Below are 18803 nucleotides of genomic sequence, written 5' to 3'. Positions count from 1 at the left end.
TTTTTGTATTTTTAGATTTAATAAGCTAAATATCAATCATTATGAAAAGAATTAAAAGTATTTTGGTAGTCCTATCCGTGTGCTTTTTCACGCTATCTGGGTATACCCAATCAGAAAAAGACAAAAAAGTAATTAAAGATGCCGATGAGGCGGTTTCAGAATTATTGAAATACAACCCAAGTCTTAGGACCTATTTTGACAAGGCTGCAGGTTGTGTTATTTTTCCAAATGTTGGTAAAGGAGGTTTAATTATTGGCGGCGCCTCAGGAAATGGTGTGGTTTATTCCTACGGACAAAAAATAGGTATGGCCAGTTTAAAGGAACTTAATGTTGGTTTCCAAGCGGGTGGACAGGCATTAATAGAAGTTATCTTTTTTGAAAAAAAGGAAGATTTAGAGAAATTTAAAGAAGGTAATTTTGAATTTGATGCTGGAATCTCTGCCACGGCTCTAAAATCAAGCGTTTCTCTTGATGCCAAATATACTGATGGTGTGGCTGTATTTACCCACACTAAAGGTGGTCTGATGGCGGAAGTATCTGTAGGAGGTCAAAAATTTAAATACGAACCCTTTTAAAAGGCAAGTGAATAAAATATAAAACGAGCGTTGATAAAAACGCTCGTTTTTAGTTTCAAGCAAATCTATAAGCCGAATTCTGTCACATATCATAAGAAATCTTATGAAAGTGCCTTATCATTTATCTGAATCTATTGTTACCAATAAACTTTAGCTGCCTACCCTCCAACATTGAACGTGCCGCCCTCAAACGATGGTATACATGGCATTGCACCACATAGAGTTTACCTGATTTCACTACAGCATGACCTGTACATTCTTTCTGTTGCACTTTTCCTAACCTCTCGGCCGGTGGCTATTAACCACTATGTTTGCACTACGGTGTTCGGACTTTCCTCCCAGAAAACTGAGCGATAAGGCGATTTACTTGCGGCAAAAGTACATAAATTGTTAATAACTATAAGTAAATTTAAAAGACACATTGAGGAAATTTAAACCGTTTGTGTAAATTTGTTTATCTAAGATTTTTTAATGGAACATTTTGTTGTATCGGCTAGAAAATATAGGCCTCAAACCTTTAAGGATGTTGTGGGGCAACAAGCTATTACCAACACATTATTGAATGCCATTGAAAACCACCATTTGGCCCAAGCTCTTTTATTCTGTGGTCCACGAGGTGTAGGAAAGACTAGTTGTGCTCGTATTCTAGCAAAAATGATTAACAGTGATGGGACAGAACAAGAAGGTGAAGATTTTTCATTTAATATTTTTGAGCTGGATGCTGCTTCCAATAACTCGGTAGATGATATTAGAAATCTTACGGACCAAGTACGAATACCTCCGCAAGTTGGAAAGTATAAAGTCTATATCATAGATGAGGTCCATATGTTGTCTCAAGCTGCATTTAATGCTTTTTTGAAAACTTTGGAAGAACCTCCAAAGCATTGCATCTTTATTTTAGCAACCACAGAAAAGCATAAAATTATACCTACCATCCTATCCAGATGTCAGATTTTTGACTTTAAACGAATTACTGTAAAGGATGCTAAAGAATACCTGAAGTATATTGCTGAAGAACAAGGAATCGAAGCTGAAGATGACGCTTTACATATCATTGCTCAAAAAGCGGATGGGGCCATGAGGGATGCGCTTTCTATTTTTGATCGTGTGGTTAGTTTTTCTGGAAAACGCTTAACGCGTCAAGCAGTAACAGAGAATTTAAATGTCCTGGATTATGAGACTTATTTTAAGAGTACAGACCTAATTCTAGAAAACAATATACCTGAATTGTTGATTCATTTTAATCAAATTCTATCTAAAGGATTTGAAGGACAACATTTCATCACCGGATTGGCCAGTCACTTTAGGGATTTAATGGTATGTAAAAATCAATCAACCGTTGAGCTTTTGGAGGTTGGGGACGAAACCAAGGAAAAATATCTCTTACAGGCCCAAAAGGCCTCCATGGACTTTCTCATCAAGGCCATTGATTTGGCCAATGACTGTGATCTCAAATACAAGAACAGTAAAAATCAAAGACTGCTTGTAGAATTATGTTTAATGCAACTTGCCTCCATCACTTTTGATGGAGAAAAAAAAAATAGCAAAAACTACATAATTCCGGCCAGCTATTTTAAAGCTAAGGGAATTGAACCTATAAAAGTTCAGAGACCTACTTCCACTTCCAGTCCCAAAACAGTTCCTACTTCATCTCCTCAAAGCCCGAAAGAAACAAAGCAAAAGGAATCACAAAATCTTTCTACTTCTTCTGTAGGTAAAGAGGAAAAGCCGAAAACACCTATACCCAAAGTCAATTTAAACATCCCGAAAAAAGAAACATCAGGACTCTCTTTAAAAAGTATTAGAGCTAAAAAGGAACATAGTCTCAAACAAATTGAAGTTGAACCCAGCATGGATGACATGCCAAAGGATGATTTCACAGAGGAACAATTATTAACGGTTTGGAATGAATTTGTTGAAGACTTACAAAAAAAGGGAAAATTTAATTTAGCGTCCATCTTGTCTATTGACACTCCTAAATTGAAAGATCAAACCATTCATTTGGCATATCCCAATGAAACCAATAAAGTAGAAGTTGAAAGAAGCCAATATCCTCTTATGAGTTTCATTAGAAAACGATTAAATAATTTTTCTATTAACTTAGCCATTGAGGTAAATGAGGAAATAGAAAAACAGTATGCGTTTACAACAAGGGAAAAGTTTGAAAAATTAAATGAGAAAAACCCCATGTTGGATGTATTGAGAAAAACCTTTGATTTAGATATCTAGATTATGAAATATTTGTTTCAATTATCCATTCTCTGTCTAGCCATTCTTTTTTTTAATTGTGATGGAAGGGAGCGCATGAAAAAAACTCCTAAAGAAGTATTGCAAGAACATAAACTACTTGACTCTTTTTCAGAAAACATTAAATACTTTCCTGAAAGTTATAACCAAGTTGAAACTGATACAACTATGGCTTCTGGATTTCGAGTTCATATTTTAAATTATACAGATATGAATTCTGTAGTTTTAAACGAATTTGAAACAGATTCCATTGTAAACAAACACTACTATAGAGATCAAATCACCCACATAGAAGTTGCTAAAAATGATGAGCTAATTTTTGAAAAAGCTTTAGATAAATTAGAACTTATAGCACTTTTTCCTGATAACAAACCCGAAATATTAGCCAGTCAATTATCAGGATCATGGCTAAATCAAGAACATTCTACCGATCAAAAGGTCATTTTGGAATTGAATTTATGTAGACCTGAATCTGATATTTGTTTATTCTATAATTTGATTGTTGAAGAAAATGGATCCTATCAAATTATTGAAGTTGAACCAGAAGAAATTATTTAAAATGTTAGGCCTTAAACTTCCCACAGACCCTCGCTGGGTCAATATCGTAGAAAAGAATATTGAAGAGATCCTGACAGATCACGCTTATTGCGAGCAAAAAGCAACAAGTACAGCCATTTCGCTTATTGTTAGTTTTCCTGAATACACTGAATTGGTTCAAGAAATGACTGCTTTGGTCAAAGAGGAAATAAGCCATTTTAAAATGGTTCATGATAAAATCATTGATAGAGGTTGGACTCTAGGTCGCGACCGTAAAGATGATTATGTGATTGCCTTACTTAAGTTTTTCCCTAAAGGCGGCAGCAGAACCGATCAATTGGTACATAGACTGCTCTATGCCGCATTAATTGAGGCCAGAAGTTGTGAGCGCTTCAGACTTTTGTCAGAAGAATTAAAAGACAAGGAATTGGCAGAGTTTTATAGAAGACTTATGGTTAGCGAAGCAAATCATTACACCATGTTTTTAGGATTTGCTAGACAATATGGTGACCGAGAAGTAGTTGATAAAAAATGGCAGGAACTCTTAGATTATGAAGCCAATATCATGAAGGATCTTGGAAAAAAAGAAACGATTCATGGGTAACTCCAAAACTCGAATAGAATAAATTTCTCTCAATAGTTATAACAAATTTGAGGAAAATCACGAATGAAAAAATTATTTCCAATACTCATACTAATATTGGTTTCTTGTAAGAGCAAAAAAATAGGGTCAGATATTTATAAACCAGAGTTTGAGCTAGGAATAGATGTACTTGCTAAGGTTTCAAGAATTGATTCTATCGCAAATTATTATTTAGTATTTGTCGAAAACGATAAAGAATTCTTCAAAATTGTTTCAAACAAAAATCAAGCAAAATATTATAATGGAGTAAAAGTAGAAACTGGAGAGAATTATACATTTAAAATACAACAAATAACTGACAGAAGAACATCTGGTCAAAATGACCGATTTACACCAATAAATTATTTGGACATAACTCAATGTCAAAACTTTGAAAAGACAGAAATTTGCACAGAATCCTCTTTTGAATTAGCGACAGCGAGCAATTTAAGCGGATTACATTTGAGAAAAAAATAAACGTGCTTAAATTAATTAAATAACCGCATTAAGAAACTTACACTCACTATAACCGAATTCTTAATCGAACTTAAATACAATTTGACATCTCTGACCGATAGATAAAATTTTGGTTAGGATTTCATGCATAAAACCTTACCTAACTGTTAAAAAAAACCTCCTTTAAAATATAAAGGAGGCCTAATCGTAAATATTTGTGTTGTTAGTTAAGTTAAATTTTTATTCCTACACCAAATTGGAAACTGGCATTTTTAGCTTCCATAGGTAAATCGTCATCTAAAACATTTAAAATACCATAATGGTAGCGGGCATCAATAAAGAACATTTCTGTTACTTTAAATTCAAGACCACCTGCTGCTGAAAACGCGATATTTTTGAATCCATCTTCATATTCATGAACCTTAAGGCCGACCATAGGACCAGCACTAATTGCAAATCTGTCTGCTAAAAAGAATTTAAATAAAATAGGTGCTTGAATGTAATCAATTCTTAAATCTCTGGATTTAGCGCCTTCTGCCGAAAATTGAATTTCAGGTGCTAATGCTATAGCATCTCCTAAAAGGTATTCACCAAAAAATCCAATAGCAAAACCATTTCTATGTTGATTGGAAAAGGTAGCATCTGGTTCAAAATCCATATTAGACACATTAATACCTGCTCTAACACCATACATTCCTATTTGGGAAAAGGACAAAGTCACACAAAAAATGAAACCTAAAAAAAGTAGTTGTTTCTTCATAATCATTTATTTTTCAAAGTAGTTGGGTTTATCTACACGAATATATGAATTCCTGAAAGCGAAAATAATTAAAAAGATGAATGGTATTATTTTAACTGTGTATGGCTTGAAACCGTATCAAAATAGATACTTTTCACGATACCATCAGCCAAACCAATCTTTGGAACATAGATATCCTTAGCCCCACTCCATTTCATTGCCGATAGGTAAATTCTTGTAGCGGGAATAATCACATCGGCCCGGTCTTGATTTAAGTCCAACTCTGTTATACGCTGCTCATAAGAATAAGTGTGAAGCATATTATAGAAAGATGTCAAATAGAAATAGGTCAAAGGTTTACCCATTCGCTTTCCAGACAGTTTGAATATTTTATTGATGTTCCCTCCAGAACCTACCAAATCCACCTTTTCATATTCCTTGGTGTTTTCTTTAATCCAAAGTTGAAGTTCATCCCAGGTTTCCTTGTTGACAATATCATTTAAAAGTCTAACAGTTCCTACCTTAAAAGACCTTGATGCCACATTTTTACCCAGGTGAATAACTGTGAATTCCGTACTTCCTCCTCCAACATCTACATAAAGGTAAGTTTTAGTGTCATCCAAAAAGGAATGTAAGTCTGTTGCCGCAATAATTGCCGCCTCTTCTTCCCCATCTATGATATCAATTTGAACACCTGAATTCTTAAGGACTAAATCGACCACTTCCTCGCCATTATTGGCTTCCCTCATAGCAGAAGTAGCACAGGCTTTATACTTGACCACATTATGGGACTTCATAATAAGATTAAAAGCCAACATCGTATCGGCCATCCGATTCTTGTTATACTCTGAAATCTCCTGATTTAGAAATACATCAGCTCCCAAACGAATAGGCACCCTTACCAAAGAACTCTTTCTAAACCTAGGTTCTTTATCCTTTTCTTCAATGATATTGGCAATGAGCAGCCGTACGGCATTTGATCCGATATCAATAGCTGCATATTTTTTGATCGATAACATACTAACCGTTTAATTTGTTATAGTAGTATTCATAAGTTGCAAACTGGGCCCTTACTTTTGGCAGACTATTTCTCTTGTATTCATTTTTCTGCTCTATATTAAGTAACCTGGCCTTCACATTATCGCTCCAACAGATATCAAAAGTTTCAATCAATTCTTTCTTAATTGATTCATCATAAATAGGACAGGTAACTTCTACCCTATTTTCAATATTTCTAGTCATCCAATCTGCAGAGGAAATATACACTTTCGGTTCATTATTATTGCAAAACATATACAATCTTGAGTGCTCCAAAAATTTGTCTACAATACTAATAACTTCAATATTTTCACTCATTCCTTCAATTCCAGGAATCAAACAACATATGCCTCTTACTATCATTTGTATTTTTACTCCAGCCCTACTTGCGTCATAAAGTTTATCAACCATTTTATAGCTTGACAAACTGTTGATTTTGACTCGTATGTATGCTGGTTTCCCTTCTTTTACATTCTTAATTTCATTATCAATGAGTTTGTAAAATGCTTTCTCGGTATAATGTGGTGAGGTTATAATATGCTTATATCTGTAGATTTTATAATTGATCTCAAAAAAGTTAAACACCTTATTAATATCCTTTAAAACCTTTTGATTGGCAGTAAACAAAGTAAAATCTGTATAAATCTTAGCCGTTGATTCATTAAAGTTTCCTGTACTTATGAAACCGTAGCGCACCAATTTTTCATTTTCTTCGCGCTCTATAACACACATTTTACTGTGAACTTTCAATCCTTGAACACCAAAAATAAGATTCACCCCTTCATTTTCCATTTGTTCGGCATAATCAATGTTGTTCTGTTCATCAAAACGTGCTTGAATTTCAATAGAAACAGTCACCTTCTTTCCATTTTTTGCCGCATTGATTAAAGAACTGGCGACGTGAGATATTTGGGCTAATCTATATATGGTGATTTTAATTGTTCTTACCGTAGGATCTAAGGCAGCTTCCCGTAAAAATTTCACCACATATGAAAAGGTATGATAAGGGGTGTAAACCAAATAATCTTTTTGAGCGATACTTTTAAAAATACTTTCCTCCAAGCTTAATTTTTTTACTCTTAAAGGTTCAATTTTATTGTATAAAAGATCATTTCTTCCCAAACTAGGAAATCCCATGTAATCCCTCCTATTATGATATCGTCCACCAGGAATAATACTATCGTGATTATCAATACCCATTTTATTCAATAAAAACTGTAATGTATCCTGCTCTATGGTCTTGTCATAAACAAATCTTACAGGGTCGCCAATGGAGCGATGTTTAACACTATCGGAAATTTTCTCAATGAAGCTTTTACTCAAATCACTATCCAAATCCAACTCTCCATCCCTCGTGATTTTAATCATATGAGCTGTTATTTCCTCATAACTAAAAATATTGAATATATCATCTAGGAAAAATCGCAATAGGTCATCGACCATGATAATGAAATTTTTTCCTTCCTTCTTGGGAAGGACCACAAAACGATCCATTTGTTTTGAAATTTCAATAAGACCAAATCGGTTACTTTTATCTTTATAGGTCATTTTAACTGCTAAATAAGCAGCACTATCCTTTAAATTTGGTAAGCCCACGTCCTCACTTAAAATAATGGTAACAAGTGCCGGACTTACTTTTTCTAAAAAATAGTTTCTTAAAAACTCTATTTGATCTGGAAGAATTTGAGTTTCATTAATCAGAAAAATATTTTCCTTTTCTAGGTCTAATCTTATTTTACTTAAAATTTCAAGACTTTCACTCTGCTGATCTATAACTACTTGAGTTATCTCTTCTAATAGTTGGGTAGCTCTAATTCCTCCCAACTCACTTTTACCAGTCTTTCCAGCTTCTACGATACGTTTAACCGTTGCATATCTAACTTTAAAAAATTCATCCAAATTATTGGAGAATATTCCTAAAAAACGAAGTCGTTCTATTAATGGAACAGATTCATCATTTGCTTCTTGAAGGACTCTGGCATTAAACTGCAGCCAACTTATTTCTCGATTTATGTATTGGTTTTGTTTTTCGTTCTTAGTCATGAAGTTTTCCTTGTCCTACAAATATATTTTATTAAGATTAAATGGCATCACCGCAATTAAAGATTTAAAAATTTATTAAATAATAGTCAATTAAACCATAATCTATTACACTTCAACGAAACTAATTCCTGTTATCAACTAAAAATCAATACATTAAAAACCTCTTTAAGAATAAGTAGTCATGAATAAAGAACTTTATATCTATAAATCTCTAGGAAATAGCTTGCCTAATATTCCCTCAGTAACCGGAATTGTAAACCGAGGTTTTAAAAAAATGTATTTTAGAACTAGCAGAAGAAAAAAAGAAAAATATCTTCAAAAAGTGAATGGTTTTAAAATGCTATTGGAACCTTACGAGAATGTTGATGGTGCTTTGTTTTTTTATCCTCAATTATATGAAAGGAAAGAATTCAATTTCCTAAAAGAAATACTTCAAAACGGAGACTGCTTTATTGATATAGGTGCCAATATTGGAGCTTACTCATTGATAGCTTCTAATTTGATTGGTAATGAAGGTAAAGTCGTTGCTATTGAAGCAGAACCTTACAATTTTCAAAAACTGAAGAAAAACATTTCTTTAAATGAAATAAACAATATTGATGCTATTAATTTAGGAGTTAGCGATAAAAGTGAAACATTATCGTTAAGTATTAATACTACAGGTAATAGATCTGGTTGCTCATTTGCTTATGAAGGAGAAAATTCGGTTAAAATAAAATGTAAAAGTTTGATAGACATCCTTGATCAATCAAAAATCACCAAAATTTCATGCATGAAAATAGACATCGAAGGCTTTGAGTATAAAGTTTTAAAGCACTTTTATGATTCCGCTGATAGAAACCTATTTCCAGAATACATCATTATGGAGCATCTTCATTCTTCAGACAATTTAAGTCCGATAGAATTGCTTTTAAAAAATGATTATGAAATAATCGAGAAAAATTACTACAATCTTTTTTTACGACTAAAACCAAACAAGAATTGATATTTTGTAATATTAAACCTACTTATATAAATTTTAATGCATTTTATCGGATTATTTTGTTGTTTCTTCGAATTATTTATTTAGATTTGCTTCATAAGTATGAATCTGAAATTAAGGATATGAAAACAAAACTGACCCTAATCTGCGTTTTATTAATCTTAACCACGACCGTTGGATTTGCCCAAAAGGACAAAGATCAAACGATTATCAATCAAAATGTTTCCATTGCGAAATATCATGATAAAGAAGAATTGCAACAATTTAATAAAGGAAAATTGTTGGAACTGTACATTGAACGTATAGAAGTCATTGTAAAAGTATTGCCTAATATTGCTTTTACAAATAAGCCAGGAGTAACTATTGAGGCTTTGGGAATCCCAAATACCAAAGATCATAGAAAAGCACTTGAAGACAATATTAAAGCGGCCAATGATTATTTTGAAAACACGATTGAATTTCAAACTAAAATTTTGCCATATTCAGATAAGAGCAATTTAATTGCTGCAATTTTATATTATGAACAAACATTAAAATCATTACATACCTACAGTGAATTTAACAGATTTTAGAATAATATAATTACATCAATAGATATCTATAAAATCCCTAATTCTAGGGATTTTTTAGTTTACCACTAATAAGCTTTTTGCGGTTCGAATAAAAAAATCAAATTTCTATCCAGTAATTTCTCTTCCTTAATCGAATATTTTAGAAGTACTTTTCTTACATTTAATTATTTTTATTACATTTCATCGATTTTTTTTTGCATTTCAAGGATTAAATTAATAAGTTTGACTTGTTTTTAACATGCCCTATTAATCTATAAATTATGCAACTATGAAAAACTTTACTTTAGTGTTATGCATATTCCTCACAACACTTCCTAAAGTATTTGCACAACAGGAGAAAGGAATAACCGGATTTAACAACTGGTTAAATTCATGGACAGAGTTCCAACCGAGCAACGTTTCCTACAGGGAACCAAACCAAATTTTAAGTGGTAATATTTCAGAAGACACAAAACTTCTTAAAAAAAATACCTATTTGTTATTAGGTAGTGTATTTGTAACTGACAGCACTACACTGACAATTGAACCAGGTACAGTTATTTTAGGAGACTTTAAAACCAACGGATCTTTAATAATCAGCAATGGTTCAAAGATTGTTGCCGAAGGATCAGAAACTGACCCCATTATTTTCACTTCCAATCGCAGCGTTAAAAAGCAAGGTGATTGGGGAGGTATCTTCTTATTAGGAGATGCTTCAATCAATCAATTTGGAAATGTGGCAGCCATTGAATACGGCTTAAAACCTACTGACTATAAGAATATAGCCTACGGTGGAGGAAATCAAGAAAGTAATTCTGGAATTCTTCGATACGTTAGAATTGAATTTGCTGGTAAAAGAACGGTAGATTATGGTTATTACAATGCTTTAACATTGGCAGGTGTAGGTAATCAAACAGTGATTGAAAATGTCATGGTCAGTAATTCAAATGGTAATGCATTTAGTATTATTGGTGGAGATTTAAAACTTACCAAACTTGTTTCTTATAAATCAAGTGGAACTGATTATGTATTCAATAATGGTACACAGTGTAAGATTTCTAACTCCTTAGCAATAAGAGATCCTTTTGTCTCTGGTGCTAATAGACCTAAATGTCTTCATGTTGCATCTTATGATGATGAAACCAAAGTTAACTTCTCAAAGCCTGGAACTTTGGTAGAAGGTGAGAATTTAAGTTTGATCAATATAAGTAATGACTTGGATTCTCATGTCAAAATGGGACTTGTGAAAGAAGGTATCTATATTGAACCTAATGCCTCTTTATCTTTGAACCAATCTGTGATTTCTGGATTTAATCCTGCTGTGATACTTGATAGTAAAATTAAGATCAACGGTGAGAATTTAGCAAACATCCAATTCAGAAAAATGTATTTCAACAATTGTAATGGTAATATTTTCACTAAAGGAAATCCAAATAATGATGACCTAGAAGATTGGTATGGAAATAGCAGTTTCTTCAATGTATATTCAAAAGGTGACGATGACGAAACCTTTATTGATGCCAAAAATCCAAGACTTCCAGATTTTAGACTGAAGATCAATAAAATTTTAGCCTCTAAATATGAAGATGATTAGACTTTAGGTATTCACTCCTTATAAGAGTCCCCTATTTGTCATATTTAGCAAATTGAAACAATTTAACCCTAAAGGGATTTGGGATATGAAACAAATCCCTTGGGTTTCAAGCCCTAAACCTTAACCAACAACTAACCTAAGCGTCATGCTAAAAATTACCAAACTAACCACTATCCTTGTAGCTTTTGGTATGCTGTCTTTTCTTTCTTTAGAGAAGGCAAACGCCCAAATTGTTATTGGTTCCCCAAACTTAGGTTTCAGTCAGGCTTGCGCAAGTGCTTCTTTTAATACTTATAACACGACTTTTGTTTTCTCACCTGAAAACGGATTAGGAGCCAGCAACCAATTCATCATTGAATTATCTGATTCGGAAGGTAGTTTCTCAGACCCAACAGTGGTCTATACCTCAAATGCAGGTGAAATTACTACATCGCCCGCTACTTTAAGTTTTTCTTTACCAACTACTACGTCTGGTGAAAATTATAGAATTAGAATCAAAAGCACTGCTCCAGCAGCAACCAGCTCTGGTTCTAGTTATTTTGCAGCTTATTACAAATTACAGGATAGCCCTTTTACCATCAATAATCTGGTTTCTACCGGTGCATACTGTTCTGGTGGAAGTTACCTATTAACTATTGATAATCCGGGCACTGGGTTAAACGATTCTCCTTTAAATTATCCTTCTTTAACTTTTAATTGGTATAGAGAAACAAGTCCTACAACTTCTGTCTTTGTTGCCGAAGGGAACACTTTGGAAGTATCCCAAGAAGGAACCTATTTTGTCGAAACCAACTATGGAACTTGTACTTCCAATTCCTATTCAAATAGGGTAACTATTAGTGCAGTGGCATCTGGTGAGGCAAGTGCTACTATTGTCTCCAGTTTAGGAAACCCATTTTGTCCAGATCAAGGACCAACCACTCTTAGCACCATTAATGGTGAGAGTTACCAATGGTATAAAGACGGCTCCATAATTTCTGGAGCTACAGGTCAAATGTATACTACTGAAGAATCTGGAATTTATTCAGTACAAGTAGACCTAGGAAGTTGTCAAGCTTCTGGTTCTATCAATTTGGAAAGTGAATTATTTTCTGCTTCCATCAATATTCCAGAAGAAAATACAATGGAACCAGGTGAATCAATTGATGTTTGGGTAGATGCTACAGCCTCAAACCCTACCTATACCTGGTACTACAATAACAATATTATCTCAGGGGAAACTACTGATTCCTTTGAAGCAACAGAATTTGGAAATTATAAGGTAGTTATTACCGAAAATACGGGTTGTACAGGAAGTATCGAGTTTTTGTTCACGATTTCTGAACCCATCGATCCCTTTCCAGAAGTAGAAAATATACCGAACATAGTGAGTCCTAATGGAGATGGCATTAACGATACATGGACCATTCCTCAAGCCTTTGTCATGGGCACCAATACGGAGGTCACTATTTTAGACAACCAAGGTAAAGTTGTCCTTAAAACGAATGATTATCAAAACAATTGGCCAGATACTAATTATGATTTAGGCAGTGTCAATCAAGTTTTTTATTACATAATTAAATCACAAAACAACGGAACAAAAAAGGGATCTATTACCCTTATTAAATGATATGAAAACGCATTGGGTAGTCATAATGTTATTGATACTAAGTACTCTTTCAACTTTTGCACAAGAAGATGATGGGGTGGTGTCACTTGCATTTCCAGTGCGAAATTCTTTAACCTTTAATCAATACACGGTAAACCCTACTTTTAGTTTTGTAAGACAACAATACAAATACATTAGCTTTTATAACAAACGTCAATGGGTATCTTTTGAGGATGCTCCTCTCACCTATCTTGGTAGCTATTCTGGTAGATTCAGAGAAAATATCGGACTTGGAGTTGGCGTGTTTCAACAAAATTATGGAGTCCTAACAACTTTTGGAGGCGTTCTAAACTTTGCTTACAATGCTAGAATGAGTGCAGACAACAATTTAACATTTGGTTTAAATGTTGGTGCCTACCAAAGTGGCCTTAACAGTGGAAAAGTGGTTAGTAACTTTCCAGACCCTTCTTTAGATAATATTCCTTCAAACTTTTTAGTAAGTGTTACGCCAGGGATTAATTATGGTACTGCCTTTTTAGATTTTGGAGTCGCTCTAAACAACCTTGTTCTTTATAATGTGAATACATCTGAAATGATTAAAAACAATCCAGATCAAAGTATTTTAGCACATATTATGTATACAGGTTATATGGATACCAGAGGATTTTTTGACCAAACAAAATTCTCGGGAATTATTAAATCAGAATTTAGAGAAGATCAAACCATTCTATCGGGAACTGCCATGTTAACTGTTCCAGCGGGTATATGGGGACAAATAGGTTACAATACATTATATGGTGTTCACGGTGGTTTAGGTTTAAACATAACTAATAATATCCTAATAGAATATAACTACGAAAAATCAATGGGAGATTATTCCGAATTTGGTTCCTCCCATGCCATCACCTTAGCTTATAAATTTGAAAATAAGGAACGCTACCATTACAGTCGTGAAGACCGTGTAAGCGCACTTATCTCTACCGATAAGAAAAGAAAACCAGCTACCAAATCTAATAAACCTAGAAAAAAACCAACAACAGCAGTTGCTACTACGGGTGCTGAAGCCAAAGCTAAAGCCGATGTAGAAGCCAAGTTAGCTGCAGAGGCACTAGCAAAAGCTGAAGCCGAAGAACAAGCCAGATTAGCTGCAGAGGCACTGGCAAAAGCTGAAGCCGAAGAACAAGCCAGATTGGCTGCAGAAGCTCAAGCCGAAGAACAAGCCAGATTGGCTGCAGAAGCCCAAGCTCAAGCTGAAGCTGAAGAACAAGCCAGATTGGCTGCAGAAGCCCAAGCTCAAGCTGAAGCCGAAGAACAAGCCAGATTAGCGGCAGAAGCCCAAGCTCAAGCTCAAGCTGAAGAACAAGCCAGATTAGCGGCAGAAGCCCAAGCTCAAGCTGAAGCTGAAGAACAAGCGAGATTAGCAGCAGAAGCCCAAGCTCAAGCTCAAGCTGAAGAACAAGCTAGATTAGCTGCAGAAGCCCTAGCTCAAGCTCAAGCCGAAGAACAAGCGAGATTAGCTGCAGAGGCTCAAGCCCAAGCTGAAGCTGAAGAACAAGCCAGATTAGCTGCAGAAGAACAAGCGAGATTAGCTGCTGAGGCACTAAAAGCAAAAGAAATAGTCCCACCTGCCATAAATAATCAGTTAGGTGATGCCATGGAAGCAGCAAGGAAAAACACAGAAGCTTCCAAGATGGAACAGGACGAATTATTGAATAAATTACGTGAAGCCGTAGCAGTTAAAGATCAAGATCTTAAAGACTTAAAACGTGAAAATGATTTAAGTGAGCAAGGAATTTATCAAGATCCGAAACCATTTAAGAGTGCTACTGAGGAAAACCGAAAAATTGAAGGCATCAAAGCTGATTTGAACAGACAAATTACAGCCAGAAATGAGGAAATAAGAAGATTAGAAACCTTATACGATCAAATTCAAGAAACGGATACAATTCAACTTGATGAAATGGTCTTATTTTATAAAAAAGAAATCAAAAAATTAAAATCTGAGCAAATGGTTGCTGTACAAGCCAAAGCAGATCTAGAATCCCAATTGGAAACCATTAAAATTGCTACAGACTATGAGAAAAAACGACGAATTAAAAGAGCTGTCTATAATAATGATGAAGATAGATACCAACAAGACAGAGCAGCCTTGAAGAGAATAAGAGAAAATACAGCAATGAGTGATTCTGAGTTAAAACCTGAAGATTTGGATTTTGGTGAGGAAAGAAGCTCAAACATTCAAATACTCAAAAATATTAAAGGAGTTGATAATGGATACTACGCTATTCTAGCAGTTCATGACGATGTAGCAAAACGTGATGAGTTCTTAAGAAAAGTGGTAGCCTACGGAAGAGATGATATTGATTTCTTCTTTGATGTCAACACTAATAAATATTATATCTATTATCAAAAGTTTGATGATATTCAATCTGCAAATAAAGCAGTAAGTTCAAAAGGTAGCCAACCCTATAATAATAAAATATCGCTAGTGAAAATAGAAAATTAATGTAACCCCCATTTCTCACTTTTCAACGCCCCTTGCAAAGTAAGAAACAAACAACGTTAACCATGAAAAAGCCTACTTATTACAAACAGGTGCTATTCCCTCTCTTTGTGCTTTTCCTTTTCGCGAAAGGAATGGCCCAAACATATGAGCCTTTTACAATAAGGGAACAAATTGAAACCAAAGGTAGCATGCTGGTTATTGGAAATAACATTCTGGGTGTTGATAACCAACCCGGAAATGACAATTCCATAGATAACCAAGATGTCGATATGCAATACATAGATATCGATTCAGATGCTTCAACCTTCAGTTCCAGTAGTGCAGATATCGTTTTACCCGTACATGAAGATGGCTCAGCTACAGAATGTTACTCGGTTGCTTACGCCGGTTTATACTGGGGAGCTATGCTCCAAGCTGGAGATAGATCAAATATTCATACAGTTAAATTTAAAACACCGGGAAGCTCTACATATACAGACATAACAGGAGAACTCATCTATGATGCCATAGTGGATCCTATAATTTCTGAAGACGATGAACCAGGAAACACACCCTATGCTTGCTATGCTGATGTAACAGATCTCTTGAATTCGTTGACAGACATTGAAGGATCTTATACAGTTGCTAATGTCATTTCAAGTGAAGGATTTAATAATTCTACAGGATTATCGGCTGGTTGGACTTTGTTTGTAATTTATGAAGATCAAGCTTTACATATGAAATCCTTCACCACTTTTGATGGATTTAGCCATATCTATGATGACCACTATGAAGAAATTCCTGTGTCAGGTTTTACAACACCTCCTGCAGGACATATCGATTTACAATTTGCCTATGCCGTTTTAGATGGCGACAAAACAAAAAGAGCTACAAAACTGGAAATCAACAATAAAGAGGTTACAACTCCTTTAAGATCAGCTAATAAGTTTTTTGGAGCGGTAATTGAAAATGATAATGGTGTAGTTCTTCCTCGAAATCCTTCTGGGACTAATACCCTAGGTTACGATACAGGATATTTAACTGTATTGAACTCTGAGCCAGAATACATTAACCATAGTGATACGTCTGCTTCTTTTACTTTACAAGTTGCACAAGGACAAGCCGATCCATTATTTTCATTTTTTAGTGCCTTTGCCGTAGATATTATTTCACCAGAAATCACTTTAATTAAAACAGTCGAAGATGAATTTGGAACTGAAATCAACGGAGATAATGTGATTCTAGGTCAAAATTTATTTTACGAAATAACATACCAAAATACGGGTAATGAAGATGTAACAAACTTTACTATTACAGATGTATTACCTGATAACATCATTTTTGATCCAGCTACAGATCTAGATTTAAGTAATGCAGGGGGTGCAACACTTCAATCTTATGATCCTGCAACAAATACCATTGTTTTCTCCATCCCAGATGAATCGGTAGAATTCGGTGACCCAGTATTTGTTATTCGTATTGCAGTTCAAGTAGTACCTAATTGTTATGATTTAAGTCAGGCCTGCTCCAATGAGATTTCCAATCAAGCATTTGGAGATTATACGGGTGCTATAAGTGGTATTTCGGTAAGTGATGAAGGAAGTTATACTGAAGAAGAATGTTTTGGCGTTCCTCAGCCAACCAACTTTTTAGTGGATATTTCAAACTGTAACTTCGAAAGACAAGAAGTCCTTTGTGGGGACAGTGTCAATCTAGTTGCTGCTGATGGTTATGACACCTATTCTTGGTCTACAAGTCCTTCTGGCTCCCCAGTTATTGGTACGGGTCAAACATATACAGCCACTGAAACAGGAACTTATTATGTAACCAATACAACTGATGCTACTTGTTTATCAATTGAAGAAGTGATAACAGTGGTATTATACGGTGAAACCCAAACAAATCCCGTTATTCCTTATGCAGACGAAGTAGTCACCTGTCCAAACGATGGAAAACTTTTGCCAAATATTTTCTTATGTGGTGCCAATGATACCAGAGAAATTTTAACTGGAATTAGTGATGCCGCCTCAATTATTTGGGAACAGTTAGATGAGTCTAGTTGTGCTGCTGTAGAAAATGAAGATTGCGCCAATGAAAATGACGCTTGTACCTGGAACCAAGTAGGAACAGGACCAAACTATACAGCAAATACGGCTGGTCAATTTAGACTTATTATTAACTATCCTGGAGGTTGTTATAGTATCTTCTACTTTAATGTTTACCAAAACTTATTAAATCCAACAGCTGTTGCTCAAGATATAATATGTGAAACTCCAGGGTCCATTACTGTTAATGGTGTTCCAAGTGGATATGAATACAGTATTGATGGTGTAAACTATCAATCAAGTAATATGTTCACCGTGACATCACCAGGTTATTATACAATCTACATTCAACAGGTAGGTGTGGAAACAAACCCTTGTATTTTTGAAACGCCAAGTGTTCACATTCAAGAAAGAGATTTTAATGTCACTTCCCAAATAACGCAACCAGATTGTTATGGAGAATTTGGAAGTATTCATTTAGCAGTTAATAATGCCCTTCCTCAATATTATTTCAATGTTTATCAAGGAAGTACATTAATAGATAACGTTGGACCAACCAATAATAGTGATTATAATTTCACATCATTAAATGCTGGTACATATACGGTAACAGCAAGTACAGATGATGGATGTTTTTATACAGAAGATATTGAAATCATTCAGCCTCCTTTATTAACCGCTACAGTTGCTTTAACACAACCTTTAACTTGTACTGAAGGAGAATTAACAGTTTATCCTGAAGGAGGAACGCCTCCATATTATTACTATGTAAATAGTACAACAGATTTTCAAACCTATCCAGAAATTACGGTAACGAGCCCTGGAACATATAACATTTTGGTTATCGATTCTAACAATTGTGAGGCAGAAACATCTATAGTGGTTGATGCTATTGAGGCTCCAGAATTCACAATCAATTCTACCGATATTGCTTGTGTTGGTAATGATACGGGTAGTATTACCATAGAAGTAACCAATGCTAATGGCAATACACTTCAATATAGCATCGATGGAGGCGACACATTCTTTGATGCACCTGTATTCAATAACCTTCCTGAAGGAAATTATGAAGTCGTAGTTCAATATTCCATAGAAGATTCTGTGTGTCTTACAGAGCCTCAAACTGTTATTATCTCAGCTAGTGAACCACTTACAGGTAGTTTAGACCTCACCTCCCCTTACACATGTAACGGTAGCGGGACCATTACAGTGACGGGTGTAACGGGTGGTACGCCTCCCTATTCATACAGTATCGACGGGACCAACTTCCAGTCCGGCAATACCTTTACGGGCCTTACGGC

General features: G+C 34.8%; 13 protein-coding genes, 1 other RNA gene and 1 pseudogene. 11 read left to right on the top strand and 4 right to left on the bottom strand.

All coding sequences use genetic code 11. The features are described from left to right. Positions 1-41: 41 nt before the first annotated feature. Positions 42-575, top strand: coding sequence for a YSC84-related protein (locus tag GZ212_RS06060; protein WP_166958207.1), 534 nt, complete (start codon positions 42-44; stop codon positions 573-575). A 52-nt stretch (positions 576-627) separates the two neighbouring features. Here the strand turns inward: GZ212_RS06060 and rnpB are convergent. Continuing rightward, positions 628-945: RNase P RNA component class A (rnpB, locus tag GZ212_RS06055), an RNA gene on the bottom strand. A 101-nt stretch (positions 946-1046) separates the two neighbouring features. On the opposite strand from rnpB, the gene GZ212_RS06050 reads away from it, so the two are divergent. The 4 genes from GZ212_RS06050 to GZ212_RS06035 all read left to right on the top strand — a co-directional run bounded on the left by GZ212_RS06050 (position 1047) and on the right by GZ212_RS06035 (position 4458). After that, positions 1047-2804, top strand: a complete 1758-nt coding sequence (locus GZ212_RS06050) for a DNA polymerase III subunit gamma/tau (RefSeq protein ID WP_166958205.1) — start codon at positions 1047-1049, stop codon at positions 2802-2804. 3 nt (positions 2805-2807) lie between these two features. Beyond that, positions 2808-3380: a DUF4738 domain-containing protein gene (locus GZ212_RS06045; RefSeq protein ID WP_166958203.1), complete on the top strand. Its 573-nt coding sequence runs from the start codon at positions 2808-2810 to the stop codon at positions 3378-3380. Between the two features lies 1 nt (position 3381). After that, complete coding sequence (locus GZ212_RS06040; protein WP_053969754.1) at positions 3382-3963, top strand: tRNA-(ms[2]io[6]A)-hydroxylase; 582 nt, start codon at positions 3382-3384, stop codon at positions 3961-3963. A 63-nt stretch (positions 3964-4026) separates the two neighbouring features. Then, the gene (locus GZ212_RS06035; protein ID WP_166958201.1) at positions 4027-4458 is read left to right on the top strand and encodes a hypothetical protein; all 432 of its coding nucleotides are present in this window, start codon (positions 4027-4029) and stop codon (positions 4456-4458) included. A 211-nt stretch (positions 4459-4669) separates the two neighbouring features. Here GZ212_RS06035 and GZ212_RS06030 read toward each other — a convergent pair whose 3' ends face one another. The 3 genes from GZ212_RS06030 to ppk1 form a co-directional block, all read right to left on the bottom strand. Then, positions 4670-5197 (bottom strand): porin family protein, encoded by a 528-nt coding sequence (locus GZ212_RS06030; protein ID WP_166958199.1) that lies wholly within the window; start codon positions 5195-5197, stop codon positions 4670-4672. Positions 5198-5283: 86 nt separating this feature from the next. Next, the gene (locus GZ212_RS06025) at positions 5284-6195 is read right to left on the bottom strand and encodes a Ppx/GppA phosphatase family protein (protein ID WP_053969700.1); all 912 of its coding nucleotides are present in this window, start codon (positions 6193-6195) and stop codon (positions 5284-5286) included. Position 6196: 1 nt separating this feature from the next. Further along, positions 6197-8257, bottom strand: coding sequence for a polyphosphate kinase 1 (gene ppk1 / locus GZ212_RS06020; protein ID WP_166958197.1), 2061 nt, complete (start codon positions 8255-8257; stop codon positions 6197-6199). Positions 8258-8438: 181 nt separating this feature from the next. Here ppk1 and GZ212_RS06015 point away from each other — a divergent pair, with 181 nt between their 5' ends. From GZ212_RS06015 to GZ212_RS05990, 6 genes and pseudogenes are all read left to right on the top strand, one after another. Continuing rightward, complete coding sequence (locus GZ212_RS06015; RefSeq protein WP_166958195.1) at positions 8439-9242, top strand: FkbM family methyltransferase; 804 nt, start codon at positions 8439-8441, stop codon at positions 9240-9242. A gap of 119 nt (positions 9243-9361) precedes the next feature. Then, a complete protein-coding gene (locus GZ212_RS06010; protein ID WP_166958193.1) occupies positions 9362-9811 on the top strand; it encodes a hypothetical protein in 450 nt (149 codons plus the stop codon). Positions 9812-10079: 268 nt separating this feature from the next. Continuing rightward, on the top strand, positions 10080-11384 hold the full coding sequence (locus GZ212_RS06005) for a hypothetical protein (RefSeq protein ID WP_166958191.1): 1305 nt from the start codon (positions 10080-10082) through the stop codon (positions 11382-11384). 145 nt (positions 11385-11529) lie between these two features. Beyond that, entirely contained in the window at positions 11530-12993 is a 1464-nt protein-coding gene (locus GZ212_RS06000) for a gliding motility-associated C-terminal domain-containing protein (protein WP_166958189.1), read from the top strand. Between the two features lies 1 nt (position 12994). Beyond that, positions 12995-15478, top strand: a complete 2484-nt coding sequence (locus GZ212_RS05995; RefSeq protein ID WP_166958187.1) for a PorP/SprF family type IX secretion system membrane protein — start codon at positions 12995-12997, stop codon at positions 15476-15478. 62 nt (positions 15479-15540) lie between these two features. Next, positions 15541-18803, top strand: a pseudogene (locus GZ212_RS05990) (chromophore lyase); the annotation flags it as partial.

It is taken from the genome of Mangrovimonas sp. CR14, assembly GCF_011764015.1.
Classification (GTDB): domain Bacteria; phylum Bacteroidota; class Bacteroidia; order Flavobacteriales; family Flavobacteriaceae; genus Mangrovimonas; species Mangrovimonas futianensis.
The sequence above is the reverse complement of the archived record's forward strand: the minus strand, read 5'-3'. Positions and strand labels throughout refer to the sequence as shown.

Excerpts from the sequence above, each read along its gene's own strand:
- GZ212_RS06060 (WP_166958207.1), top strand. The coding sequence starts at position 42 with ATGAAAAGAATTAAAAGTATTTTGGTAGTCCTATCCGTGTGCTTTTTC.
- GZ212_RS06050 (WP_166958205.1), top strand. The coding sequence starts at position 1,047 with ATGGAACATTTTGTTGTATCGGCTAGAAAATATAGGCCTCAAACCTTT.
- GZ212_RS06045 (WP_166958203.1), top strand. The coding sequence starts at position 2,808 with ATGAAATATTTGTTTCAATTATCCATTCTCTGTCTAGCCATTCTTTTT.
- GZ212_RS06040 (WP_053969754.1), top strand. The coding sequence starts at position 3,382 with ATGTTAGGCCTTAAACTTCCCACAGACCCTCGCTGGGTCAATATCGTA.
- GZ212_RS06035 (WP_166958201.1), top strand. The coding sequence starts at position 4,027 with ATGAAAAAATTATTTCCAATACTCATACTAATATTGGTTTCTTGTAAG.
- GZ212_RS06030 (WP_166958199.1), bottom strand. The coding sequence starts at position 5,197 with ATGAAGAAACAACTACTTTTTTTAGGTTTCATTTTTTGTGTGACTTTG.
- GZ212_RS06025 (WP_053969700.1), bottom strand. The coding sequence starts at position 6,195 with ATGTTATCGATCAAAAAATATGCAGCTATTGATATCGGATCAAATGCC.
- ppk1 (WP_166958197.1), bottom strand. The coding sequence starts at position 8,257 with ATGACTAAGAACGAAAAACAAAACCAATACATAAATCGAGAAATAAGT.
- GZ212_RS06015 (WP_166958195.1), top strand. The coding sequence starts at position 8,439 with ATGAATAAAGAACTTTATATCTATAAATCTCTAGGAAATAGCTTGCCT.
- GZ212_RS06010 (WP_166958193.1), top strand. The coding sequence starts at position 9,362 with ATGAAAACAAAACTGACCCTAATCTGCGTTTTATTAATCTTAACCACG.
- GZ212_RS06005 (WP_166958191.1), top strand. The coding sequence starts at position 10,080 with ATGAAAAACTTTACTTTAGTGTTATGCATATTCCTCACAACACTTCCT.
- GZ212_RS06000 (WP_166958189.1), top strand. The coding sequence starts at position 11,530 with ATGCTAAAAATTACCAAACTAACCACTATCCTTGTAGCTTTTGGTATG.
- GZ212_RS05995 (WP_166958187.1), top strand. The coding sequence starts at position 12,995 with ATGAAAACGCATTGGGTAGTCATAATGTTATTGATACTAAGTACTCTT.